The sequence below is a fragment of the [Clostridium] aerotolerans DSM 5434 genome, from assembly GCF_000687555.1.
In the GTDB taxonomy this organism is placed as follows: Bacteria; Bacillota; Clostridia; order Lachnospirales; family Lachnospiraceae; genus Lacrimispora; species Lacrimispora aerotolerans.
The window spans coordinates 1-25727 of record NZ_JHWJ01000023.1 but is presented as its reverse complement, the minus strand read 5'-3'; the positions used below and the strand labels follow the sequence as shown (position 1 = coordinate 25727).

Here is a 25727-nt window from a genome sequence, read left to right as displayed (position 1 = left end):
GTGAAAAAAGTGGAAGATAAGATGCTGTACGTGATGGCTTCTGATTTGGGTATAACTAAATATGAGATTGAGACCGATGTTCAATATAGGTATAGGATCCTATATTCAGCAATGGCATGCTGGATAAAAGCCGCGAGTATGGATTGCCCTATAACCGGAAGCATTAATACAACCCCAGGTATAAGTCGTCGGCATATTAACAATAAGTGTTCGGCTGTTCTAGCTGAATTGTTAAAGAGATACCCCGATTGCAAAATGTGGTTTGAAACCGAAGGTAATCCAGAAAATCCTGTTATCATGCTCCGAAGTAGATTGCTACGTAACGGTGATTTGGTGAATGTTGGATTTAGTACTAATGTAGCTCTTACGACACCAAAACGGGTACAATTGACGCAAAATCTTGAGTGTATCAAAGGTAATGTATTACAGGCTAACAATACATATTCTGGTGTAGCAAATATTGTTTTGACACCACATGACAAAAAAATAATTCCAGAAATGGTTCCGCATGTAAGCAAGTGGTTTGGTCAATACATCAAGAGCGCCTGGTGGCATCAGACAGATTTATTAGATGAAGGAATTCAGTATTTTGATTCTTACAAAAAATCCAGAAATAATCATGCATGCTGGCAAACAATACTTCCACAGATAGTTGGGGATATAGTTTTGCTTCGCCGAATCGTCAATAAAAATTCATATGAATATTTGTTATATAAACCCAATGAATACAAAATCCATAGGATTGATCCTGTATTGCAGGAACTTGGAGAACACCATAGGTTTATGATAGGGATGCGAGCGGTTTCTGGAAATCCTGTTCCAATTCAAGTCATTCAATATTCCGATCATATAGAACTGAAATTAAGAATCCATTTACCAACGAGGGAAGGTGTACTTCTGGAATCATGTGCATGGCCACATAACAGCATTACTGATAGATTAGAGTGGGATATGCCATTTCCGGTGTGGGAGTACATAAAGCCGTATTTGGCAGGGCTCGGGTTGAAGATAACGGAGGGGACTTATGGATAAGTATGGAGTAAAAAGTACCCATGATGCCATAAAAAATAAACTGCTTGACTACATAAACACGGTATACTTGGGAAACTGCGATGCGTTGCGTGAGGCGTGTGAGGCGGAGCTACAAAGTCAGGGAATGCTATATCAGGAACCGTATATTGAGGCAAGCCATGCATATCTTGCAGTGGAAAATGGACTGGAAACTGCGAATGTGGGAGAGGATGTCAAAAGAACACTTATATCTATGTCAGAAATGGCACTTGGAGTTTTCAAAAGTCCTTATAAGCACCAGATTGACTCGTTAGAGGCATATTATCGTGGGAAAGACTTATTTGTGGCTACAGGAACGGGTTCAGGTAAGACGGAATGCTTTATGTGGCCAATGGTCAGCAAACTGGTACTTGAACAGATATATTCTCCTAAAACGTGGGAAGTGCGTGGTGTTAGAGCAATTATGCTCTATCCTATGAATGCACTTGTTTCTGACCAATTGGGTCGTCTTCGACGTATGATCGGCAACGGAGATAACGGATTCCATAGTTTACTTTCCGATTTAGCACCTGGATGTCGTGTTCCGCAATTTGGTATGTATACTGGTCGTACACCGTATCCAGGAACAGTGGATCGACACCAGAACTATGAACTTGCCGAAACCATAGATAAGGATATTCTACAGCAGCCGGAGAAAGTTAAGACCAAATTGCGTGAACTGGGTAAATACCCTTCCAAAAAGGATCTGGCTACTTTTATTGAACGGTTGAAAAATAACGAAACTTTTTTAACCGATCCGGAAGATGCGGAGTTGATTACTCGCCAGGAGATGCACCTACAATGCCCAGATATTTTAATTACAAACTATTCCATGCTAGAATATATGCTGATGCGTCCCATAGAAAAGGGAATCTGGGACAAAACACAAGCATGGCTTAATAGTGATCCTGCTAACAAACTACTTTTCATTATTGATGAAGCACATATGTATCGTGGATCTTCTGGCGGCGAGGTTGCACTTTTGGTTCGCCGTGTTCTTCATAAGTTAGGGATTGGACGCAATAGAGTGCAGTTTATTCTTACAAGTGCCAGTGTCCCTTCTGGAAGCGAAAAGGAGCAGGAGGTGTATAAATTTGCTTGTGATTTAAGCGCACAAGAGGAAGAGAATAATACTTTTGCGCTTATTAAAGGAACACAAGTGACGGTTAATATCAATGGTAATGAATTTGATCCTTTAGTTCTTATGGACTATGATTTTGATGCTCTCCAACAGGAATGGAGTGTAAAAAGTGAGGCTATTCGGGAATTTGGTCGAAGAGTTGGATTTGAGTTATCGTGTGATTTTACTGATGAAGAAGCAGTTGAAAACTGGCTGTATGATCAATTGGAATCTTGCAACCCAATGCTCCGTATAATGAAGCAAACACGTGGAAATGCAACAAACTTTAACAAATTAGCATCAGTTGCATTTCCGGATATTGATCATGTTGTTGCCGAAAAAGCTACAAGTTCCCTTTTGGCAATTGCTCCGTTAGCAAAGAATTCTGGAGGAAACATACTTTATCCTGCACGCTTGCATATGATGTTTCGTGGTCTGCAAGGGATATATGCTTGTTCAAATCCGGCATGTACATGTAACAATCATGATGCCACTACACTTGGTCTTGGTCGGATATATCTGAATAAGCCAAGCTCTAGATGTGAATGCGGTGGAATGATATATGAACTGGTAAACGAACGTGCTTGTGGTGCATTATTCTTAAAGGGTTACCTGAATACCTCAGAACGCATAGATCCATTTGTTTGGAACGAACCCGGTCTGCAATTCACCGCCGATATGAAGGAAGTGTATTTTTATATAATTCAGAATGACGGGAGTTATAAGCGATCAGGCGATCAGAAAGTTGCTTGGCTCAATACGATTATTGGACGACTGGATGAGTTCAATGATCATACGGGAGAGTCAGACTTCATCCAGGTTGCGTATTGTGACACGGAAATCAAGGGAAGGCCGGATGCGTGGACCTTTAAAACTTGCCCCAAATGCGAAAAGCAGCATTTTGTAGCGACCGATTTTAAAACTAAAGGAAATGAGCCGTTTTTCAACCTGGTATCAGAACAATTTTATGTTCAACCACCAGTGCCCAAATATAGGGATCTAGTAAATGAGGGCAGAAAAGTGTTGTTATTTTCTGATAGCCGTCAAAGGGCTGCGGTTTTAGCAAGGGATTTAACACGGGCAGCAGATGAAGATGCTATGAAAAAAGCACTCACCGTTGCGGCGTTTGAATTGCAAGAATGGGCTAAATCGGAAAATAAAATACCAACCCTTAATCTGCTTTATACAGTATTCTTAAAAGTTGCATATAAGAATAACCTTCGTTTCTTTTATGGGAATAACGAAGAGCATCTTCTCAAAGCAGTGCATTTAATGGGCGAAAAATATGAAAAGAAGCAGGGGAAGGTAAAATACGACGTTGTTGCTAAAACGTTATTCAAAACGATACCTGATCAGTATAATGAACATCTGCTGCGGCAGCTATGCAGTAACTTCCGCTCCTTGACCGATGCAGGACTCTGTTGGATAGAGCCATGTGACATCGATGATGAAACCTTTGACGAGATTGAGGAGGCATTTAAAGCGGCGGAGATTAATTTATCTCTTAATGAGTTTGAGATACTCTTTGCTGCCTGGGCAATGGAGATCATGACCTCCCAATATGCGGTGGGTTCCGAAATTGATGATGATGTCCGTAGGAGACTCACCTCATACCATCAACATTTGGGAATTGAGAACGAAAAAACACTGCCACCACGCATCAGAAAAATGCTTGAAGCAAAAGATTTTACAAAAGAGCAAATTTTTTTGATTACTAATACCCTTTCGCAATATTTGGTACAAGGAGTGAATTCCTCTGCAAAATATTTAAACACCGATATGGTGGCTTTGCGTTTTGATGAAGACCATGAATGGTATAAATGTCCTCGATGCAGTGGCGTATTCCCATATAAACTTTGGGGAAGATGTGCGCATTGCGGAAAAGACGTGCCCAAAAAGATGTCAGCAGACGATTTCGCTGGTATAGAATTTTGGAGAAATCCCGTTTTGAGAGCAGTTCATGGCGATCCTCAGGCGTTGATGACCCGTATCAACACTGAAGAACACACCGCTCAGCTTTCTCATAAAGATCAGCGTCAAAAAACATGGTCTACCACTGAGGATTATGAAATGCGGTTTCAAAATGTACATGTGGATAATGACCGTCCGGTGGATGTACTTAGTTGCACAACAACAATGGAAGTCGGTATTGATATTGGCTCTTTGACTGCAGTCGGTCTGAGAAACATTCCGCCAATGCGCGAAAATTATCAGCAAAGAGCAGGTCGAGCAGGGCGAAGGAGTGCAGCCATTTCTACCATTGTTACATATACAGATAATAGACCGCATGATAGCTACTATTTTCATAACCCTGCTAAAATAATTTCTGGTGATCCAAGAACACCTTGGATCGATGTGGAAAACAATAAATTGGCATATAGACATCTCAGTGTTATATGTGTAACAAAATTCTTTGACAAAATGGGTGTTGGCGCGGATACAGTTGGTATCTGTGACTTTATTGAAAATACCTATGCTAAATTTACAGCATTCATCTATGGGCTAAGATCCCAAAATTTTGATCTTAAAGCCCTTATCCCCAGCAAGGTAAAAATTGATATCGATAATTTTAAATTCGATTTTTTAGAGCAGCTTGAACATTTAAAGACACAAGTTGAAGAGTTCCCAAGAGAATATCGGGATGACGATGACCATGAAAAGAGCGTATTAGACACATTCCTTGAATGTGGCATTTTCCCCACATATTCGTTTCCCAAGGATGTTGTTGGTTTCTATGTCGAAAATAATAAAGGTGCTGTTATCATACAAAAACCCGAACGTGCAATAGAGATGGCTATAAACGAATATGCACCGGGACGTCTGGTTGTTATCAATAAGACTACATATAAATCCGGTGGTATTTATAGCTTTCATTCCAAGTTTCGTCCAGATCAACAGGAACACCCTGCACGTCCGTTCTTTGAGAGTCAGGAATATTTTAAGCCGCTATACTACTGCAACAACAGTGCGTGCAATTGGATGGGTCTTGAGTACAAGCATATTTGCCCGTTTTGTGGTAAGGAAACTATTGAACAGCAGAATTTGCTAAAACCATGGGGGTTTGCACCAATTAATGGAATCAATGCAAAGGAAGTTGAAGCTGAGGCTGAGATGACATATGCGGAAGATCCGTGTTATTCAATTACCCCTGCAGAAAGTGAAATGGTGACTCCAAACGGTTTTGATAATCTTCGCTATTCTAAGAGGTCTGGTGATCCACTGATTATCTTGAATAAGGGACCTAAAGCTACAGGGTTCATGGTTTGCAAAGACTGCGGTGCAGCTATTCCCGGTGATGACGAGTCCCTTCTAGTCCGTATTAAGAAACCTTACAGACATCCTCATCGAATCTATGAGTGTCACCACCCAGCAGCTCAGATTGTTAATACTTATTTGGGCAATCAGTTCCTGACTGATATGGTTGTATATGAGATTTCGCTTGACTCAGAACAAATCAATGTGGAACCGAGTGGTTTATGGATTAGAAGAGCAGGTCAGACCCTTGCCGATGCACTGACTTTAGCGGGTGGACGGTTACTTGATATTGAGTTCAACGAAATAAAAAGCGGATATAGACTGAGATACTCACCAGAAAAACATAAAACATATATTGACGTTTTCTTGTTTGATAGTCTTTCAAGTGGTGCTGGTTATTGCTCGACCCTGGCAGAGCGAACAGATGAGCTAATGGCGATTACCAGAGAAGTTCTGACGAATTGCCCAGCGGGATGCGATAGCGCTTGTCACGATTGTTTAATGCATTACTGGAACCAACGTGTCCATTCAATGTTGGATAGGCCGGCTGCGCTGCAACTGCTGAATTGGTGCGAGGATTCTGTTCTCCCAGATGCTTTGTCATATGAAGAACAGGACAAGCTGCTGAGACCGCTAAATGCACTCAGCGCAGAGTTTGAGATCATTGGCAACGGAACAAAGCATTTTATTAAGACAGTAGACAGACAGCATGAAATAGTGGTATATCCGTCAATGTGGAATGAATATAGCACATTGTTACCTGCAGGTGCTATCACCGTTTCCGACAAAATATTAAAATATGCATTGCCGAAAGCGGATGTTATGATTCGAATAAAAATTTAATGTATAGTTTACAAAAAAGATGTATAGTAAGCGTCAAACTTGCTCGCGGTTTGAATAGTCTCATAGAAAATGAAACAACGCAAACTGAAGGATATCAAAAAATTACAAAAATTTAAAGCATATTAACATTTTATATACAGTGATATGAGAAAATATATTAAGGGGTGTCTAAATGGAAACTAATATTATAAGAGCAATCATTAACCTAGTTAATAACCCGATTATTGAACTTAAACAATATTCTGAAAGTCATAATAGGACCAATAGTATGGGAGAAAGTCTTGAAGAATATATAAAAGATATTTTTGCGGGTACCGTTAATGAAAATGATATGATGGTAAGGAACAGAAAAATAAGTCAATGTTTCTCTTATTTAGGTAATCAAAATAACCCACCCGATTCTATTATCAATGGAGGAGATGCAATAGAGGTTAAGAAGATTGAGAATAAAGGTTCTTTTCTAGCGCTGAACAGTTCTTATCCAAAAACGAAAATATTCTCTAATAGTACAATGATTACTGATGCTTGTAGAAACTGTGAAACTTGGATTGAAAAAGATATTATTTATACTGTTGGGATAGTGAAGAATAATCTTTTATCAGGCTTGTGCATGGTGTACGGGGAAGATTATGCTGCAAGCGAGGGGATTTATACAAGAATAAAAGATGTAATCAGTAAAGGAGTTAATTCCATAGAGGGAGTTGAATTTTCAGTAACAAACGAGTTAGGTAGAGTAAATAAAGTAGACCCACTTGGTATAACATACCTTAGAGTAAGAGGGATGTGGGGCATTGAAAATCCTATGAAAGTTTTCAATTATATATATCGTAGAGACGAAAGCAAACAATTGAACTTTATGGCATTGATAAATCAAGATAAGTACAATACATTACAATATACAGATGAATTGGAGCGGTTAGCAAGAGAGGTTGAGAACTTAAATATGTTAGATGTTGAAATTAAGGAGCCTGATAATCCGGCTAAATTACGTCCAGCTAAATTAGTGACATTTTCAGTATAAGTGTAAGCATAATAAAAATTTGCAGATTAATTTCATAGAGTGATTAAATGAGTTACTGCCAACACTGGACTATGTAAAGCTGGATTGATCCTGCAACTCAATGGATACGTTAATATGTCGAAGAGGTACTAAAGAAACCACACGATACGCTTATAAACAACGGATTATATGGATGAAAGATATAAGTTTGTAGAGTTCCCTGCCGTTATCAGGGAACAAAGCAATTCGTTTGGCATTGGAAATATAATGTAGTAGATGAGGGAATATGCGGGTACATTGTGAACTGACCGAAGAGGAACTTGACCTGCTTAAGGAGATAATCATTGGGCAGGTTGCTGATGCCTTGGAGAAGATCTGGAGCGGAGACCGATTAAAACTTCGGCTGGAGAAATCTATGTTAGTTTATTGAACGGCGGCAGTAGCTGGAGTACAATGACGCAGGAAGAACTGGAATAGGGGCAAGACCAACGGCAACAGATGGGGGAGGCAGCTTGGATAACCATTTTACATATTCATAATAATTAAATTTGCGTTTTTGGGTTTCAATGGAAACTGAGAGACGCTCTTTTTTTACAACCTAATAACAAAATATTTATAAATGGGCGCTGTCTTTGAAAAAAAGATGGTGCCTTTTTTAGTTTTAGCGAAAGGAGTGCAAAGCATGAATCAAAATACAAAACCAACAGAAAGAAAAGGTATGGGAGTAACCAGTTTACCCAAAAGCTATGGTGTCTCACTGCCACAGGATCTTACACGCTGTGATGGCTGCCCATACCCCCAAGTCGGTTTCATCTGCTGGAGTCCAGATGGAACCTGTATGAAAACGGATGTTGATGCGATCAACCGCCGCAGCAAGGGCAGGTGAAAAAATGAACAGCATCATCAGCTGGGTGGGAGGAAAGAAGGCGTTGAGAGAGTTGATTTATCAGCGAATGCCCAAAGAGTTCGGACGTTACATTGAGGTTTTTGGCGGTGGTGGCTGGGTGCTGTTCGGGCGTCCCATGGATACTGCCATGGAGGTGTATAACGATTTTAACTCCGATCTGGCAAATTTATTCAAGTGTGCAAAGGAGCAGACTCTTGACCTGGTTCGGGAGTTGAACTTTTTGCCGCTGAACAGCCGGGATGAATTTAGTGTACTGCGCAGGTATCTCTCAAAGAAGGAATTCACCAGCGAGTATCTTTCAAAGGAGCTGGATCTTGCTGAGCGTCACCTACCTCCACCTGATTATGAGGACATACAGCAGATTCTAACGGAGCAAGCGGTAATGAATGACGTCAAGCGAGCCGCTGCATTTTTTAAGCTCATTCGCTACAGCTACGGAAGCGGCTGTACCAGCTTTGGCTGTCAGCCGTTTGATATTCGAAAGACCTTCCATCTGCTATGGCAGGCCAACATTCGTTTAAGGGACACAGTCATTGAAAACAAGGACTTTGAAGATCTCATCCGACAGTACGACCGGGAGAATGCCTTCATTTACTGTGACCCTCCTTACTACCAGACAGAAGGACATTATGCGGTAGAGTTCAGAAAGGAAGATCATTATCGCTTGCGGGATACGCTGATAGTCTGCAAGGGTAAGTTTTTGGTCAGCTACAATGACTGCGAATTTATCCGGGAGCTGTACCAAGGCTTTCACATTGAAGCAGTCAGCCGTCTTAACAACCTGGCACAGCGCTATGACAACGGAAGTGAATACGCGGAGGTATTCATCTCTAACTATGACACCGGGGAACGGCTGAGAGATAGGCCATTACAAATGAATCTTTTTGATTCTGAACTATTTTTCAATGAGTCTTAACCGGAAAAAAATATAAAGGAGGAACTTATTTTGAAAATTATGAAAACAAAAGCGGCAGTCGACGACCACGGGCTTCTGACTATTCCTGTGATTCCTGCCGGACTTACCCCTGGTAACAAGGTTGAAGTGGTGCTTGCATCCAGGGGAGATGAAGTAGCTCCACTTCTTTTACTTACGCAGTCAGGGATTGAAATTGCCATACCACTGTGCGCTCTGCCGGAGGAGGATACGCTGGAAGAGAAGGATGAACCAGAGAATGAGGACGGTCTGAATCTTCCAGAAGAATTGCTGGAGGGGGCGGGGATTTCTGCCGACAGTGATCTGGAAATCATCTGCGGGGATGGTGCGATTGTTATTTTAGCCTCGGATATTTTGAACCGTTTGCCGGAGGAACTAGCTGGGCTCTTCCAGGAACTTGGTATTCACCCCGATACTATTCGGGAGGTAATGAGGAAGGAGGGATACTATTTATGAATTCAAAAAAAACATACCGAATTATTGACTGCAAGGGCCGTGTACTGATTCCAAAGGAGATGCGCTCCGCGTCTGGATTGGACTATGGTGATATCGTAAAGATGAATGTTCGACAGGGTGCAGTCAGTGTTCAAAAGGTGGAGCTCATCGAGGTGGGAGACCAGTCCCCGGAAGCGGTGGAAGCCTTCGTCTGTGTAGCCATTAAGCAAATGCCAGACGGCACACGTCTTGGACTGATCAGTGAATTGACGGAGCTACTGAAGCAACGAAAGGAGGAATAAGTCTTGAAAGAAAATATGCTTTTTACCCCTCTGGATTGCCGGCAGATTGGATATGACTTTTCTATTGCCGGCAGGGTTGTCATTCTTTGCGCCTCCTCTCTGCCTGAAAACGATAGAAGTGCGGAGAATCAGTTGTATTTTTGTACCGGAGGCTTTGGCAGCAAGCCCAATCCCAGCGGACGGGCGGTTTTTGCCGTGTCTCTGGAAAACGGCGAGCAAACACGCTGGAACCGCAGCGATATCATGGGCATTGCAAAGCCGGAAATTCTCACAGACCATGCCAGGCTCCAGCTTAGTCAGATACGCCCGGCAGGAGCGCTGGATTTAAAAAGCCATCAACCACAGTTCAGCGGCTATTGTTTTCTGCCAGATGACCGCTACACCTCCGGCGTATGGCTTTGCAGCCAAAAGGAAATGCAGTAATTTATAGAAATGCAGATGGATTACCAGCATAGGATTATGATCTGTGACCGGAATGACTTCTGCGTATTTGAGATGCAGGAGGGAAAGCTCCTTTATCCGACGCAGGAAATGCTGGAAGCACATCAAAAGGAACAGGAGCAAAATGGCGGCATGGAGTTTAAGCTATGAAGATTACATACTTTAACTATTTTTATTAAAAATGAAAGGAAGGTACTCTCATGACAGATAAAAAAAAGAAGAGGGTCGGCGTGCTTGCCATCCTCCTTCTATTCCTGCTGCTTGGCAGCGGTTTTTTTATTTATACCCAGGAGCGTCCGGAATTGTTTATACCGAAGGATGAAATCATTACCCGCGGTGAGTTTGCCGCAATTTTAGTACGGGACATTCCGCTGGATACGGCGGATGCAAAAAAGGATACAGCCAGCTTCCCAGATACCCGCGGTCACTGGTCGGAAAAGTATATTGAGGCACTCATTAATGCGGGGATTATTGATCCTGCTGATTATCCAGATGGCTTTAAACCAGATGAACCAATTACCCGTGCAGAGATTATCAAGATGCTGGTGCGTATCAGCGGAAGGGATGAGGAAGCCAAGAATACCAAAGGCCACAGTGGATATGACGATGACAAGGATATTAAGAATAGTGACAAGGGCTATGTCATCGTTGGCAGAGAGGATGACATTATTGGAGATGAGGCTGGCGGCAAATTGAAGCCGAATAAACCAATCACCAAGGGCGAAGCAGAGAAAATGATTGATAAGACAAAGCCGCTGCCTATTCCAACCTCTGAAATGCCCAAACCGACCCCAGAGCCCACTACGCCTGTTCCGGTGGAGCCAACGCCAATGCCGGTGGAGCCTACGCCTACCCCAGAGAAGCCTACACCTACACCAAAACCCGGACGGGATTTTGATAACCACGGTGATTCCGGCGGTGGCTCCTATTCCTATCCAGATACGCAGGTGCTCTTTGAGTTTCCCGTTACCGCTCATACCGATACTGAAATTAAAATCATGCCAGTATGGAAATACATGGAGAGCTTTTCCTGGTCATTGACGAAAACTGCTGCGGATGGCTCCGAACAGCCAATGGAGCTTGCAGGTATTGGCACTCTCGGTCTGGAGGGAGGAACGCTCCAGTTTAAAGAGCCAGGGAAATACACCCTGACCGCAGCTGCAAAAAATGTCAGAGGAAAAGAAACTCTGCTCGCTAAAACAGTGACCATTTATCCGACGATTGACCTGACCTTTGCCCTGCCCGAAACGATTCATACAGACAAATCTGTTACACTGGACTATTCTTTGGAAGCACTCTATGGATATGACATTGTGTGGACGGCAGAAAAGGACGGAGAAGCGGTTCAGCCAGCCGATATTCTGGACGGCACTCTCTCTAATGAGGGAGGCAGCTTTGTCTTTAAAAGCAAGGGTACATACACCCTTACTGCCACGATCGTGGATAAAACCGGGCGCATCTTTATCCATACGGAAAGAACAAGAGTCTATCCCGTCGCGGAGATTGCATTCACGCTTCCAGAAGCGTCTCACACCGATACCGCCTTGGAAGTCACTGCAGCACGAACGAATGCAGATGGATTACCTGTGGTCTGGAGCTTAATGAAAAACGGTGAATCGGCTGAAATCGAAGACGAGCTGGAAGGTTCCCTGGACAATGCGGGTGGAAAGATTCGATTTAAGGACAAGGGCGTGTATTGGATTACCGGAATGCTAACTGATGAAACCGGCAGAGTCTTTGATGCTACGCAAACTATTATTATTTACCCGGTAGGCTCTGTAGGTTTTTACCTGCCAGAAATTACACACACGGACAAGAGTGTTCAGATAGAAGCTACATTCCAGAATCTTGGGACTTCTGAAATCCAGTGGTCACTGACCCGAAACGGTGAAGACATCACTCTTTCTGATTATATTGAAGGAACGCTAACCGATAAAAACAGTACTGTCCGCTTTAAGAAAAAGGGAGATTATGTTTTAAAAGCCGCCTTTACAGACCCTGCCGGACGCAGCTACAGCTATACCTCACCCATTAAGGTTTATCCGGTTCCAGGTATTACCTACCAGCTGCCGGAAACAGCCCATACGGATACCCCCGTTTCTGTGATTCCAAAAACCATGGATTTGGATGGCTTAACTGTGGAATGGCTGTTAGAGAATAGCTTTGGATTCCAGAATCTTGCGACTTATCTTGATGGTACACTGACAAATAGCGGCGGCACCATCCGCTTTAAGCACGCCGGAGTTTATGATCTCATTGCAAGAATCACCGATGAAACCGGGCGTGTATTCCTGTATGAGACTGGAGGAAAAATCGAAGTACTTCCTGTACTGTCTATTTCCTTCGAACTTCCGAAAGCGACTCACACCGACCGAACTATTGACCTGCGCACCCGCGGTAACAATAACACACTGCCGGTAGAATGGACGCTCACAAAGGATGGAAATCCTGCAGAGCTTACCAATGCATTGGAGGGAAGCCTGAATGCCTATGGCGGGAAAATCCGTTTTAAAGAAGTGGAAACTTATACCCTGACCGCTTCTATGACAGACGCATTGGGGCGGATATTTTCCTACAGTGCCAGTACTACAGTCTATCCAGTTCCTACGATTACACTAAATGTACCTCTCATCTGGTATACAGGTGAAGCCGGAACAGTCACCGTCAGCGGTACGGACCTGGAGAATCTCACTGCCAGCTGGAAGATTATTCAGGACGATGGAGGCTTGGAGCCTTATGAAATCTACGCCTCCGGAACTCTTACCAGAATGGGCGGTACAATTACATTCCCTGCAAAGGGTAAATATCAGCTGATTTTGACAATGACAGATCCTGCCGGCCGTACATACGAAAGAACTCAAAGCTTCACCGTATACCCAATCCCTGATATGAACATAAGTATTCCAGCAATGACCTACAGCGGAGATTCTATGGCGGTCAATGCCACAGGTTCAGAGCTGGATAATATGAGTATAGCATGGCTCCTTTCAGTGGATGGCGGCGCAGCAAAGCCCTATACCCAGCATGCTGAGGGTTTTCTTTCTGCCGATGGCGGGAATCTGCGTATCTCTGCAGACAAAACAATAGCTGTGAAGCTGGTGGCAGAGGTGACTGATTCCAACAGTCGGAAATTCACCTTTACTTCCAATACCGGGACCATCAAGCCCACTGCCAGTTTCCCATTTACAGTTCCATCTAATGTTCACATTGGTTCCGGTTTTCAAGTATCCCTGCCGTCAGCTACCGGACTGGACGGCAGAATCCTTTCGTGGTCATTAACAAAAGGAGGCAGTACCGCCAGCTATACCGGAAACCTATCTAACAGCGGAGGTAATATTTCTATTAATGTCACAGGAAGCTATGTCCTGACTGCCAGCACTACAGACAGCATGGGCCGAACCTTCAGCTATTCCCAGAGCTTTGCGGTCACTAATAATGCGCCGAATAAACCTGTAGGATATGCCTCATTCTATAGAACTGCTCGGAACGGTAAGCTGTTGGTAAACATTACTGCATCAGCAACAGACCCGGATGGCGATGCAGTAACGCTGGAATACTCAGGCAACACTGCGGATAGCTACTATGCTGTGGGTACCCACACCGTTAGGGTCCGTGCCAAAGATGCATGGGGGCTATATTCCGACTGGACGAATATTACCTTTACTGTAACCAATTCTGCACCCAGCACTCCAGTCATTACCCGTACACCAAACGGAAACAGTATAGCCCCTGGTGTTCCTGTCACCATTACTGCTTACAGCACAGATCCGGATGGTGATGCCATTACCTACATTTGGGAGGGACGCCCTGCTGAAACCAGCACAGCATATCCGCTGGGCAAAAATGTGGTGCGGGTAAAAGCAGTGGATTCCACCGGAGCCGAATCCTCCTGGGCAGCCATTGTATTCTTTGTAGCTGACCCAAACCGCGGTGGCGGTATGACCCTGACTGGTCCGGAGTCAGTGATTCTGGAGCAGGGTATTTCCGGCGCAACCATCACCAACTATACCTTTACTGTGCCACCAGTATCCGGGCATTCCGGCAATGATTATGGCCGTGTCCGAGGCTATAACATCCTGACCGGGCAGTGGGACCAGCTGGATTACGGAACCACCACAAACGGTATCACCTTCAGCCGTTCCATCTCGCCCGGCATCTACAGTCAGCTGGAGTTTTACTACTACACAAATCACAATTGCATGTACAACAAGAGCAATATCACCTACAGTGTTGAGTTTTACTTTCAGTAAGAATGCACTTGATAGGAGGAATTTTCATGTGCAACATTCAAATTAGAAGCAACCGTATTCTCTATTACGGCAACATAGCTGGTTACCTCTCAAGAGAAAAAGCTGTGGTAGATCCCATGTTTCAGACCAATGAGCTGGAGTCCTATCTTACAGAAAAGAGAGGACTGGAGGTGGACTGGAAGCCCGGCACCTTTGAGAGACTGGCGGCAGGAACCATTGATCCGGAGGGCAACGCAGCATTGCTTAAACGCTGCCGCGTGTGGCAGCTTGCACCCGAAGTAGATATTATGATGAAATTCATTAGCTATGATACGCTCACAAGCCGCTTCGGGGAGCCGGACTCTGCCAGCTATCAAGTAGTGTATGACGGCGAGGTAGAGACTAATGATTTGGAAGCACTCTATACGAAATTTAATCTCGACCACCCACCCGGCTACCAGGGACATAGCCTTTCTATGTCTGATGTGCTGGAATTGTACGATGAAAATGGCTGTGCATTTTACTACTGTGATACCTGTGGTTTCAAAGAAATTTCTTTTCAGGAGCCGCAACAGGAGCAAGGTCAGGAACCGCAAATGAATTTATAATTACAAGCAGTGCAGTTGAAGGACTGCATTTTTTATTCTAGAACAAGGAGGAACTCAAATGGATTCACAGACAACACCTATGAAAATAGAAGTGAAGATCGGCTCTATTCACCCGGACGGTAATGTTCGCGCCTATGCATCTGTTAATCTGAATGACTGTTTTGCCATTCGCAACATAAAAATTGTTGACAGTACTAAGGGGCTGTTCATTGCAATGCCAAGTTATAAGGCAGGGAGCGGCGAATACAAGGATATCTGCTTTCCGGTTACGAAAGAATTTCGGGAACAACTAAATCAGGCAGTTTTCCAGGCTTATGATCTTGTTCTAACAAAAAATCATGAACAAAACCAGCGGAAAGCCGAGATGCCTACTTCGGATCAAATGCCAGAACAGAATACTGGCATACAAATGGCAGGGCTTTGAGGTTCAACATTTTATCATCTGTTATTAAATAATTATTTTGGAGGGAAATTGTCATGAGAAATCTATTAAATAAGGTAAGATACAAAATGTCAGGAATTTCTGCAACTATTGAAAGTAAGCTGGTATCCCTATTTGATAAATCAAAAAATACTCGGACTGTTTCAAACGCATGGAAGCTTCTTAGCTCCCAGCGTGGGGAGGGTTTTGTGGATACTGCTATTAAGATTCTAATTTCTGTAGTCATTGGTGCGTTGGTGTTGTCGGGACTCTATGCCTTATTTGGAGAAACGGTACTCCCGACTTTGAAAGAGCGCATTGTAGATATGTTCAACTATGGTAAGTGATTGGCCGCATCTGCTTCAGGGCGGCTTTTTTATTGCTTTACTTGTTGCAGCTGCCATATGGGATGCAAAAAAACAAATCATTCCTGACGTGATTTGTCTTGGAATTGCTCTGACAGGGCTTTTGGACTTTACATCGGAAAAATTGTTTGGACTGTTAACCGCTGCAGTGTTTCTGTTTCTCGCGCTTTTCCTGGGTGGTTTATTCGGCGGCGATATTAAATTTTCGGCCGCAGTGGGTCTGGTATTGGGCTTTCAAAAGAGTATGACCGGTATGATTTTAGGACTGATTCTGATGCTGGCATTCCATATGATCCATACTCTGATTTGGAGACGGCACAGAAAGGATATAAAAAAATCATATCCCCTTGCACCTTTTCTTTCAATTGGCTGCCTTGCAGCTTATTTTTTATGTTAGGAGGAACATTCATGCGTTTTTTAAAGAACCGCACAGTACTTGGTGTTATTTGTATTATGCTGGCATTAATTATCTGTTTTGGAATCAACCCTCTCTATAACCAGAGTATATCGCAAAAAACAACCATTGTCCGGGTAGTAAAAGAGATTGGAAGCGGAGAGGAGATTACTAAAGATATGGTTCAGTCGGTAGAAGTAGGTAGCTACAACCTACCGGAGCAGGTGGTTTGGCAAATGGATTCTGCCATTGGTAAGTACGCCGTAACGGCCTTGTCACCCGGTGATTATATTCTCACTTCAAAACTGGCGACTGCTCCAGCAGAGGAAAATGATTACTTATATGACCTCGATGGAAACAAACAGGCTATATCAGTCAGTATCAAAAACTTTGCACAAGGGCTATCCGGCAAACTGGCATCCGGCGATATTGTCAGAGTCATTGCACCGGATTATAAAAAACAGGGGGCGACCGTGATTCCACCAGAACTGACTTATATCGAGGTAATTGGCGTAACTGCAAGCTCCGGTTATGATTTAAATCAGAAAAACACCGAATCCAATCAATCGGCAGAAAAAGAAAAGAAATTACCTGCTTCTGTGACCCTGCTAGCTTCGCCGGAACAGGCGAAAATCCTGGCAGAGTTGGAATCCGAGGGAAATATCCATCTTTCTCTTGCATATCGGGGGAGCAAAGAAAACGCAGATAAGTTTTTAGATATTCAAAGTAAACTATTGGAGGCTTTGTATCCTTCCCCAAGCCAGAACAGTACCTCTCAGGCAGACAGTACAGTGCCAGAAGATGGTTCTTCTGGTGATACATCATCAAATGACAGCTCTGAAACGGACACATATGCCAATTCTGCTGTAGAACCGGAAAGTGGGGGGAATGAATGATTAATTTTATGAAAGGAAGTCTTTTTTTCAGGAATCAGCTGAAGCCATCCCAGGAGAACTTAAATACAGATGTTCAGGTGTTAGCGGTGTGGGGCAGCCCTGGCAGTGGAAAGACCACAGTCAGTGTACGGCTTGCCAAATATCTGGCTGCTCATAAACGCAATGCGTTGTTGCTTTTATGTGACATGACGGCACCGATGCTACCATGCATATGTGCGCCGACAGATCTGGAATGTGAGCGTTCCCTCGGAAGTATTTTGGCAGCAACTCATATTACAGATGAGCTTATCCGTCAAAATTGTATTACCCTCAAAAAGATGGAGTATTTGACCATCATAGGAATGAAGAAGGGGGAAAATATGTATACTTACCCACCCTATACCACGGAGTTGGCGACGGAATTAATTGACCGTCTTCGGGATATTGCTCCTTATATTATCATCGATTGCAGCAGTTACATTGCCAATGATGTTCTTTCAGCAGTTTCTCTTCTGGAAGCCGATTCAGTTTTACGGCTGGTAAGCTGCGATTTAAAATCCATCAGTTATCTGTCCAGCCAGCTCCCACTTCTTAAGGATCAGAAATGGGATGCGGATAAACAATATAAGGTTGCATCTAATGTAAAATCAAATCAGGCAAGCGAACATATTGAGCAGGTGCTTGGCAATGTAACCTTTAAACTTCCGCATTCTGATGAACTTGAGAAGCTGGGATTAGATGGGAATCTCTTGGGAGATCTTTCGCTTAAGGACAGCCGGGGCTTTCGGAAGGAGATAGCAGAAATCGCAAAGGAGGTGTTCGGTGTATGAGAAAAGAACCCGTACAAACGGACATCCTGTTGAATCAAAGCACAGACGGTAATCAGGAACTGTTTTTTTCTGCGGAAGGGTCGATCAGAGAGTTTCGTCAGGTGCTCAAAGAGGTGCAGTCCTATATTTCCAGCAAGTATGCAACGTTAATCACCGACGGAGATAGCGAAGAAGTCAAGTCCCAGGTGAAGCGCTATATCAGCAAATATATTCAGGATTACCGCCTGGCAGTTGCCGAAATGTCACAATCCCAGCTGGTTGATGCCCTTTACACTGAGATGGCAGAGTTTTCTTTCCTGACTAAATACGTTTTTGGTGCAGGAATTGAGGAAATCGATGTTAATGCCTGGAATGATATCGAGGTGCAGTATAGCAGCGGAGTGACCAAAAAACTAGATGAACAGTTTGAAAGTCCGGCACACGCGGTCAATGTGGTACGACGCATGCTTCATGTTTCCGGTATGGTTTTAGATAATGCAAGCCCCGCCATCTTGGGACATTTAAGTAAAAACATTCGAATTGCGGCTTTAAAATCCCCGGTGGTAGATGAGGAGGTAGGCGTAGCTGCTTCCATTCGTATTGTAAATCCTCAGAGTATGCAAAAAGCTGATTTTATCAAGGGTGGCACAGCCACGGAACCTATGCTGGATTTTCTTACGGAATGTCTGCGGTATGGTATTTCCGTATGCGTTGCTGGTGCTACCAGTTCCGGTAAAACTACACTGGCCGGTTGGCTGCTTACCACAATCCCAGACAATAAACGTATTTTTACCATTGAAAACGGTTCCCGTGAACTGGCACTGATCCGTAAAAAGGACGGCAAAGTTACTAACAGTGTAATCCATACCCTGACCCGGTTCAGTGAAAATGAAAAACAGAACATTGATCAGGATATTCTTCTGGATATGGCTCTGCGCTTTAATCCTGAAATTATCTGTGTGGGTGAGATGCGTGGGCCGGAAGCCTATGCCGCACAGGAATCTGCCAGGACCGGGCATACGGTGCTGACCACCATTCATTCAAATTCCTGTGAAGCCACCTGGCGCCGTATGGTTACCCTTTGTAAGCGGAAATACGATATGGCAGATAACACCCTCATGGATCTGGTCACAGAAGCCTTTCCAATCGTGGTATTCGCAAAACAGCTTGAAAATAAAAAAAGGCGTATGATGGAAATTATGGAGTGTGAAATCCTACCTGATGGCACAAGAAACTATCGGAGCCTGTTTCAGTTTCAAATTACGGAAAATCGTGTAGAGGACGGAAACGTTATTATAAGTGGAAACCATCAGGCAATACAAGGCATCTCTCAAAGTCTGCAGAAACGCTTTCTTGAAAATGGGATGCCACAGGATACCTTAAAACGGATTTTTGGGCTGGGAGGTGACATAGCATGACCACAATTCTTTTAGCCTCCTGTATTGGGTTAATAGCCGGCTTTTTCCTTTTATTAGGCTTAACTCCCATGGAATTTACAGATAGCCTGTTTGGATTTTTGACAAGAAAGAATAAGAGTATTCGTTCCGAAATCAACGAGGCAGCCAAGCGGAAAAAGATGTCTCTTTTCCGGCGGGAGATTACAGAGATACAGGAAATTCTAAAGATTACAGAACGGAGCGGATGGTTTTCTCTTGTCTGTGCCGCCTCACTGTTAGGCTTCGCCACCGGTGTCAGCCTTGCTATACTTATGAATAATTTATTTCTTGTTCCAGTTCTGGCTGTCGGTATGATGTTTCTGCCATTCTGGTATATAAGGCTGACCGCCAGCCATTACAAAAAAAACATTGCGGATGAGTTAGAAACTGCTTTATCTATTATTACCTCAGCATACTTTCGGAATGAAGATATCGTTACTGCGGTAGAAGAAAGCGTCTCTTACTTAAATCCTCCTGTAAAAAGTGTGTTCGCCGGATTTTTGACAAAGGTAAAACTGGTTAATCCGGATATTGTAGAGGCACTTCATGGCATGAACTCACAAATTGAAAATGAAGTATTCCATGAGTGGTGTGATGCTATCGCAGCCTGTCAATATGACCGGAGCTTAAAAACGACTCTGACTCCTATCGTAAGCAAGCTGTCCGATATGCGTATCGTTAACGCGGAGCTGGAGTATATGGTGTTCGAACCAAGAAAAGAATTTATAATGATGGCACTCCTTGTAGTCGGCAATATTCCCATTATGTACCTGCTAAACAGAGACTGGTACTATACTTTGACACATACGGCAGTTGGACAGATTGTTTTGGCGGTATGTGCAGCAGCAATCTTTATTTCAACAGCCTTTGTGATTAAGCTTACAAAGCCCGTAGAGTACAGGAGGTGATGAGATGATGGGACAACTATTTTTGGTAGGATTTTTACTTGCGGCAGGACTGTTCTTTCTTTTGGCAGATGTTTTGAAGATCCCCACTTTGAGTACGTCAAAAGCTATGCGGGGAGCGGGAAGCAGCAGTAAAAGAGCTTCTGGAACCGTGGAAGCCTGGTTGATGTCCGGTGCAGTAAAGGTGTCGAAATACATTCGATTGGACGAATATAAGAACAGTCGTATGAGCCATGTTCTAAAAGCGGCAGGTTATTCTATGACCCCGGAAGTATATGAGGCATATGCCATCACAAAGTCCGGAGCTATTCTGTCCGGAATTATTCCATGTCTGATTCTGCATCCGTTACTTACTCCTATTGTGGTGTTCCTTGCGGTACTGTCATATTTCAAAGAGATCCGAAAGGCGGACGAACAGCTGAAGGTAAAAAGGGATCAGATTGAAGGAGAACTGCCGCGGTTCGTGGCAACCATAGAGCAGACCTTAAAAGCCAGTCGTGATGTACTGGCGATGTTGGAAACATACAAGAAGAACGCCAGCTCTGCTTTTGCTCAGGAGCTGGATATATTGACGGCCGATATGCGTTCCTCCAGCTATGAGGCAGCACTTACTCGATTTGAGGCAAGATTTAATTCCCCCATGTTATCCGATGTAGTCAGAGGACTCATTGGCGTCCTAAGAGGAGACGATAGTGCTGTATATTTTCAAATGCTGGCTCATGACTTCAAGGCGCTGGAACTTCAGCGTTTAAAAGGTCAGGCACAAAAAGTCCCTCCGAAGATCCGTGTGTATTCCTTTGTGATGTTGATGTGCTTTCTGCTAACCTATCTGGTCATCATTGCAATACAGATTATGGATTCTTTAGGCAGCATGTTTTAGGAGGAATTTATGGTTAAAGATGAAAAGAGACAGAAAGAGGATGGTGGAAGCATGTGCTTTGGCGTATCACGTTCAGAGAGTGGGAGAGATGGAGGACGCTATGTTTTAAAACTTAGACGAGGTTGCACATTTATACTAAAACTCCTGCGTTCTCAGTGTGGGGAGGGATATGTGGATGTGGCGGTACTGGTTCTGTGTGTTATGCTGGTAATTGCCGTAGGGGTCAGTGTTCTGCCAGTATTTATCTCCAAAAATAAGCTGGACATCTATGCAAGTGAGCTTTGCCGTGAAGCAGAAGTAGCAGGAGGTGTTGGGGCGGAAACCACCCGTAGAGCACAGATATTAACGGAACAGACAGGTCTTAAACCGGATATCTCATGGTCCCAGACTGGAAAAATCCAGCTGAATGAAGAGTTTACGGTAACTTTAACCATGCAGACAGATATCGGGATTTTCGGAGGTTTCGGCAGTTTCCCTATTACTCTGGCAGCTAAGTCATCTGGTAAAAGTGAGGTGTATTGGAAGTGACAACTGTTAAAGTCGGTGATATACTAAAAAGTAAGAAAGGTTCGTCTTTTCCTCTTACCGTTGCAACAGCACTTGCCCTTTTACTACTTCTGTGTGTTATTTTGGAGGGCCTCCGATTGATGATTGTTGCACAAGGTGTTCGTGATGCAGTACAGTCCGCTGTGATTTCGACTGTAAATGACAGCTATGATGACGTATATCACGGTGTAAGGGAAGGCTACTCGGGAGCATATCAGCCGTTTGCGGGTGATTTTGAGGAAAGTTTGGATTATGGTGATATTTACAGTCGTTTGGATCAAGTGCTTGGATTAAGACAGGAAAAAGGATATCATGTGAAATATGCCGGGAGCACAGCCGAGTTCCGATTGTCAGCTCTATCTGTCAGTTTAGATAACATGCCGTTTGCTCCTGCAATTCCTGACAATTCCAATGGCCTTTTGGTTGATACGACAATCCGGTTGGAAGTTCCGGTATCTTTTGGAGGAAACTTCCTCCCGCCTATGACAGTAAATCTGAAGGTTATGGCTAAATATATGCCTTTATTTTAAGTTCTCACATATGTACCATAGACTTGCGAAAGTATCTGTGGTAATGTGTGTTACTGAATAAAGGAGAAACTTATACTGAAAAAGGGGGAGATTTGAATGAAACTATCTGACAGGAAAAAGAAATGGGGTATTGTCACAGGAATCAGTTTTATGTGTATCATCCTGGTAATTGCAATTGTTTCCCGATTTAAGACGGAGACACTTGTTGAAGCAGAGGCAACTACCGCTGCGTTGAAAACAACTACAGATTCTCCGACCATTTCAACACTGAGAGTCACGGGAGAGGAAACGACAACTCCGGTTACTACGCAAGAAGTAAGCGTTCAGCCGATTGCTTCCACAGAAGCGGGTATACAGAATATGGATACCGGAGATTCAAGTGGTACCGAGCAAAGTATTCAGCCAGAGGTAACAAAACCCGCTGAACCTATAGAAGAAGCAAAAAAAGATCCGACTAAAACACCAAGCGGAGAAAAAGTAACTACCGCGGTGCAGGCGGAAGAGAATAAGGTTCAATCAACGACTGCACCTACGCAATCACCATCAGAAAATAATCATGAAGGGGAAATTTATGTTCCAGGTTTTGGTTGGGTAGAAGACAATGGCGGAGGCGTATCTCAAGAGACTATTGAGGATATGTACGAAAATGGAAATAAAATTGGTTCAATGGATTAAAAGTAACAATTATCAGAAAATGCATCGCCTCAAATTTAGGGGTGGTGCTTTTTTTGTGGAAGGGAGCAGTATGAGAGGTATTTTTCATCTGATTCTTATGATTCTTATGGTGACCTTATCTCCAGTAACAGTCTATGCAATCGGCGATGGAAATATTGACAATGGTGGAGGAAGCATGGGACAGGGAACCTCACAAAACAGTTGGACTCCGGGAATGGAAGGGGTTCGGGTAACGGTTGTGGAGACAGTAAGTCGCACACCGATCACTACACCCATTGACCTGACAAATAAGAGATTAAGCAATATTTCTTATTCGTTTGGAAAGGTTTGTAAGCTTTCTTATTCGGGTGGATCGGCGCTTAGTTTGAATACAGGAGTATATGTTTGTAAGAAACCGGATCAGTCACTTCCGAAGATTATCAGTTCCCAAAGTCTTGGAGCAGCCAGCATTGAGGCGATAAAAAGTTATTTCACAGATGAGCAGGTCATACGAAGCATCGCAAATCAGACAGGAATGGATTTTGAAGTATTGATTGGTGGAAGGTATAAGCTGTTGCTGGAACCAATTATATATGTTAAATTCCAGGGATTATATATGGCGATGACGGCAACAGAAGCAGCCATGTATGATGAATTAACAAGCGGAGCGGTACGTGCTGTGCTTCCAACGTCTGCTTTTCAAAACTTACCTCTTTCCATGTTTTTGGAGGCGGAAGATTTGGGGTATCCAGCATGGAGTGGACCAAAAACAGGTATTCGAACTAATCAGGAAATAAAAATAGCCTTGGGTTTGGGGATTGTTCGATTTAAAGTGGCAGATATACCGCCAGAAGCTGAGGACTATGATTACGAATATAGAATCAACACAGAGGTCATTACCTCAGTAACTGTTAGCGGTGGGCAGGCTGATCCGGATAATCCTGTAAAAGTTAAATTTAACATTGGGAGTCAGACTTATACAGTAAGTGGTGTGTATTATCCGGAGGGGGATAGTCAGTTGGTTTGGGTAAGGTGGACGACACCGTCTACTCCCCAGACCATGATTATACGTGTATCTGTGACAGGAGGAGGTGTGGTAAATAAAGGGACAATTATCGCAAAGATTGTAGACCTGATAGGAAATGACCCTCCGAATCCACTGGCGGGTGATCGTAACGACTCATACACCACCTCATCTATACCAAATAATACCCAGAAGACCTCGGCGTCATGGGGAATCTGGCACCCATGGTGGCAGGAAAATTGGGTGTGGCATGACGGAGATGACGATGATGATGGGTATTGGGATGATGAGGGATGGTGGGAATTTGACTGGAATTCATATAGTGCAAGTCTTTCAGCCTCGATGAGTATCACTCCGGATGAAAAAGGCCCAACTGCTTCAGACAAAGATTTGAAAAGTGGATACGGAATCAATCAAGCTACAGCTGCTCATGTTAGTACCAATCAATCATCAGCTGTGACGAATGCACAGACGGCTTTGACTTATTTACCAGAATTTAATTACCAGAACTATTGGAGGTTGCTTGATCAGACTCAGTCTGGATATAATGCAAAATTTGAATTTCCGAAAAATAAATTTTCAACTTATAAACGACGGACGCATTTCACTCCCATATGGATGCCAGACGGCAGATATACCCCGTATACATGGCTTTTTGACTGCTGGACCCCTGATGGTATGCTATCCATGAATCTAACTGACTCGGTGTACATTCATGGAAGTCTTTGGGACGATTGGCATATCGCTCCTGTAATGCCCTGATTGGCAGATGGAAAAAGTGCACTGTTAACTTAGTGGTCTAATTTAAATTAAAGAAAGAGGTGCAATTTCAATGAAGCTAAAACGTATCCTTATAATCCTTAATATAGTATTGTTGTTGATTTTTCTGTTTGGAATGACTGCACTCGCTGCTGGAAGCGGTGATGTTGCTGGAGCCGTTGAGAGCACATGGAATGATGCGTCCAGCCAAATAAAGACTGTTGTTAACAAGGTTGTATTTCCGGCTATTGACTTAATTTTGGCAGTCTGTTTTTTTGCTAAACTTGGGACTGCATATTTTGATTATCGTAAGCATGGTCAGTTTGAATTTGCTGCTCCTGCTATTCTTTTTGCTTGCCTTGTTTTTACTTTAACATGTCCTTTATATATCTGGAGCATTTTGGGTCTATAGGCAAAGCAGGAGCCGTTGCATCTTTGTTTTGATGCAACGGCTCAACTTCGTTATAAGTGGTATCATATTGTGTGGTGAAATTAAGCACTAACAGAGGGTGTGTTTATAATCTCCTTACAAGAGCAATTTTTACAAGATTAATTCAGTTCTGCGTTTAGCACGGCATCAGTTAAATTCAGAAGGACTCATGTATTTATGAGTGCTGGTGGAATAACCATTTTGAAATTTTACGAGACCGTTTCAAAGTCCGTGTAAACTCCAAAAACTGATATAAAATATTGATTGTTATTTATGGGCAAGGCCATTTTTCATTGGTTCTTGCCCATGCTTGTATTATAAAACTGTTTTTGGGGTTGTCAAGTAAAACTCCCCTTTGGCAGTCTTAATACCTCGCTCTTTGATTTTTAAGATAACCTTTCTTCAAAGAAGATCTCCAACTGGGAATGAATCTGACCCCAATCCTGTCGGTGACCCGTCCATTTTTTTGTGATATCCATAGTTGCCAGATACAGCATTTTTAGCAGGCTGTCATCTGTGGGGAATACCGTTTTACTTTTAGTGACCTTTCGGAGCTGCCGGTTAAAGCCCTCTAT

General features: G+C 43.3%; 26 protein-coding genes. 25 read left to right on the top strand and 1 reads right to left on the bottom strand.

Annotation, left to right across the window (positions count from 1 at the left end; translation table 11 throughout):
• Nucleotides 1–9: 9 nt before the first annotated feature.
• The 25 genes from T546_RS0121370 (at nucleotide 10) to T546_RS0121255 (ending at nucleotide 25134) form a co-directional block, all read left to right on the top strand.
• Entirely contained in the window at nucleotides 10–1032 is a 1023-nt protein-coding gene (locus T546_RS0121370; protein WP_156951391.1) for a hypothetical protein, read from the top strand.
• Complete coding sequence (locus T546_RS0121365) at nucleotides 1025–6268, top strand: DEAD/DEAH box helicase (RefSeq protein ID WP_026893372.1); 5244 nt, start codon at nucleotides 1025–1027, stop codon at nucleotides 6266–6268. The genes T546_RS0121370 and T546_RS0121365 overlap by 8 nt, the downstream gene beginning before the upstream one ends.
• Nucleotides 6269–6440: 172 nt before the next feature.
• The gene (locus tag T546_RS0121360) at nucleotides 6441–7289 is read left to right on the top strand and encodes an NgoPII family restriction endonuclease (RefSeq protein WP_026893371.1); all 849 of its coding nucleotides are present in this window, start codon (nucleotides 6441–6443) and stop codon (nucleotides 7287–7289) included.
• 265 nt (nucleotides 7290–7554) lie between these two features.
• Nucleotides 7555–7698, top strand: a complete 144-nt coding sequence (locus T546_RS25415; RefSeq protein WP_156951390.1) for a hypothetical protein — start codon at nucleotides 7555–7557, stop codon at nucleotides 7696–7698.
• A gap of 252 nt (nucleotides 7699–7950) precedes the next feature.
• Nucleotides 7951–8154, top strand: coding sequence for a hypothetical protein (locus T546_RS0121350; RefSeq protein ID WP_026893370.1), 204 nt, complete (start codon nucleotides 7951–7953; stop codon nucleotides 8152–8154).
• 4 nt (nucleotides 8155–8158) lie between these two features.
• Nucleotides 8159–9091 carry a DNA adenine methylase gene (locus T546_RS0121345; RefSeq protein WP_026893369.1) on the top strand — a complete coding sequence of 311 codons (933 nt, stop codon included), beginning with the start codon at nucleotides 8159–8161 and terminating at the stop codon, nucleotides 9089–9091.
• Nucleotides 9092–9121: 30 nt separating this feature from the next.
• Nucleotides 9122–9565 (top strand): hypothetical protein, encoded by a 444-nt coding sequence (locus tag T546_RS0121340; protein WP_026893368.1) that lies wholly within the window; start codon nucleotides 9122–9124, stop codon nucleotides 9563–9565.
• Entirely contained in the window at nucleotides 9562–9846 is a 285-nt protein-coding gene (locus T546_RS0121335; RefSeq protein ID WP_026893367.1) for an AbrB family transcriptional regulator, read from the top strand. Before T546_RS0121340 ends, T546_RS0121335 begins: the two co-directional genes overlap by 4 nt.
• A gap of 3 nt (nucleotides 9847–9849) precedes the next feature.
• Nucleotides 9850–10269: a hypothetical protein gene (locus T546_RS24190; protein WP_330371983.1), complete on the top strand. Its 420-nt coding sequence runs from the start codon at nucleotides 9850–9852 to the stop codon at nucleotides 10267–10269.
• Nucleotides 10270–10278: 9 nt separating this feature from the next.
• Nucleotides 10279–10437: a hypothetical protein gene (locus T546_RS26265; protein WP_330371982.1), complete on the top strand. Its 159-nt coding sequence runs from the start codon at nucleotides 10279–10281 to the stop codon at nucleotides 10435–10437.
• Between the two features lie 50 nt (nucleotides 10438–10487).
• Nucleotides 10488–14537, top strand: coding sequence for an S-layer homology domain-containing protein (locus tag T546_RS0121325; RefSeq protein WP_026893366.1), 4050 nt, complete (start codon nucleotides 10488–10490; stop codon nucleotides 14535–14537).
• 26 nt (nucleotides 14538–14563) lie between these two features.
• Nucleotides 14564–15124, top strand: coding sequence for a YodL domain-containing protein (locus T546_RS0121320; protein WP_026893365.1), 561 nt, complete (start codon nucleotides 14564–14566; stop codon nucleotides 15122–15124).
• Between the two features lie 58 nt (nucleotides 15125–15182).
• Entirely contained in the window at nucleotides 15183–15548 is a 366-nt protein-coding gene (locus T546_RS0121315) for a SpoVG family protein (protein ID WP_051630021.1), read from the top strand.
• A 53-nt stretch (nucleotides 15549–15601) separates the two neighbouring features.
• The gene (locus T546_RS0121310; RefSeq protein ID WP_026893363.1) at nucleotides 15602–15892 is read left to right on the top strand and encodes a DUF6133 family protein; all 291 of its coding nucleotides are present in this window, start codon (nucleotides 15602–15604) and stop codon (nucleotides 15890–15892) included.
• Nucleotides 15882–16307 (top strand): prepilin peptidase, encoded by a 426-nt coding sequence (locus T546_RS0121305; protein ID WP_026893362.1) that lies wholly within the window; start codon nucleotides 15882–15884, stop codon nucleotides 16305–16307. The genes T546_RS0121310 and T546_RS0121305 overlap by 11 nt, the downstream gene beginning before the upstream one ends.
• 11 nt (nucleotides 16308–16318) lie before the next feature.
• Nucleotides 16319–17200: a Flp pilus assembly protein CpaB gene (gene cpaB, locus T546_RS0121300; protein WP_026893361.1), complete on the top strand. Its 882-nt coding sequence runs from the start codon at nucleotides 16319–16321 to the stop codon at nucleotides 17198–17200.
• Nucleotides 17197–18009: an AAA family ATPase gene (locus T546_RS0121295; protein ID WP_026893360.1), complete on the top strand. Its 813-nt coding sequence runs from the start codon at nucleotides 17197–17199 to the stop codon at nucleotides 18007–18009. The genes cpaB and T546_RS0121295 overlap by 4 nt, the downstream gene beginning before the upstream one ends.
• On the top strand, nucleotides 18006–19406 hold the full coding sequence (locus tag T546_RS0121290; protein ID WP_026893359.1) for a type II/IV secretion system ATPase subunit: 1401 nt from the start codon (nucleotides 18006–18008) through the stop codon (nucleotides 19404–19406). Before T546_RS0121295 ends, T546_RS0121290 begins: the two co-directional genes overlap by 4 nt.
• A complete protein-coding gene (locus T546_RS0121285; protein WP_026893358.1) occupies nucleotides 19403–20332 on the top strand; it encodes a type II secretion system F family protein in 930 nt (309 codons plus the stop codon). Before T546_RS0121290 ends, T546_RS0121285 begins: the two co-directional genes overlap by 4 nt.
• Before the next feature lie 4 nt (nucleotides 20333–20336).
• Nucleotides 20337–21209, top strand: a complete 873-nt coding sequence (locus tag T546_RS0121280; RefSeq protein ID WP_330371980.1) for a secretion protein F — start codon at nucleotides 20337–20339, stop codon at nucleotides 21207–21209.
• Between the two features lie 132 nt (nucleotides 21210–21341).
• Nucleotides 21342–21737 carry a DUF4320 family protein gene (locus T546_RS0121275; protein WP_026893356.1) on the top strand — a complete coding sequence of 132 codons (396 nt, stop codon included), beginning with the start codon at nucleotides 21342–21344 and terminating at the stop codon, nucleotides 21735–21737.
• 119 nt (nucleotides 21738–21856) lie between these two features.
• Nucleotides 21857–22285 carry a hypothetical protein gene (locus T546_RS0121270; RefSeq protein ID WP_334291599.1) on the top strand — a complete coding sequence of 143 codons (429 nt, stop codon included), beginning with the start codon at nucleotides 21857–21859 and terminating at the stop codon, nucleotides 22283–22285.
• A gap of 96 nt (nucleotides 22286–22381) precedes the next feature.
• Nucleotides 22382–22960, top strand: coding sequence for a DUF6550 family protein (locus T546_RS0121265; RefSeq protein ID WP_026893354.1), 579 nt, complete (start codon nucleotides 22382–22384; stop codon nucleotides 22958–22960).
• 70 nt (nucleotides 22961–23030) lie between these two features.
• Nucleotides 23031–24725 carry a hypothetical protein gene (locus T546_RS0121260; RefSeq protein WP_026893353.1) on the top strand — a complete coding sequence of 565 codons (1695 nt, stop codon included), beginning with the start codon at nucleotides 23031–23033 and terminating at the stop codon, nucleotides 24723–24725.
• A gap of 70 nt (nucleotides 24726–24795) precedes the next feature.
• On the top strand, nucleotides 24796–25134 hold the full coding sequence (locus tag T546_RS0121255; RefSeq protein ID WP_026893352.1) for a DUF3852 domain-containing protein: 339 nt from the start codon (nucleotides 24796–24798) through the stop codon (nucleotides 25132–25134).
• A 404-nt stretch (nucleotides 25135–25538) separates the two neighbouring features.
• Here T546_RS0121255 and T546_RS24185 read toward each other — a convergent pair.
• Nucleotides 25539–25727: transposase (locus tag T546_RS24185; RefSeq protein ID WP_026893310.1), on the bottom strand; the 189-nt coding region annotated here is incomplete at its 5' end.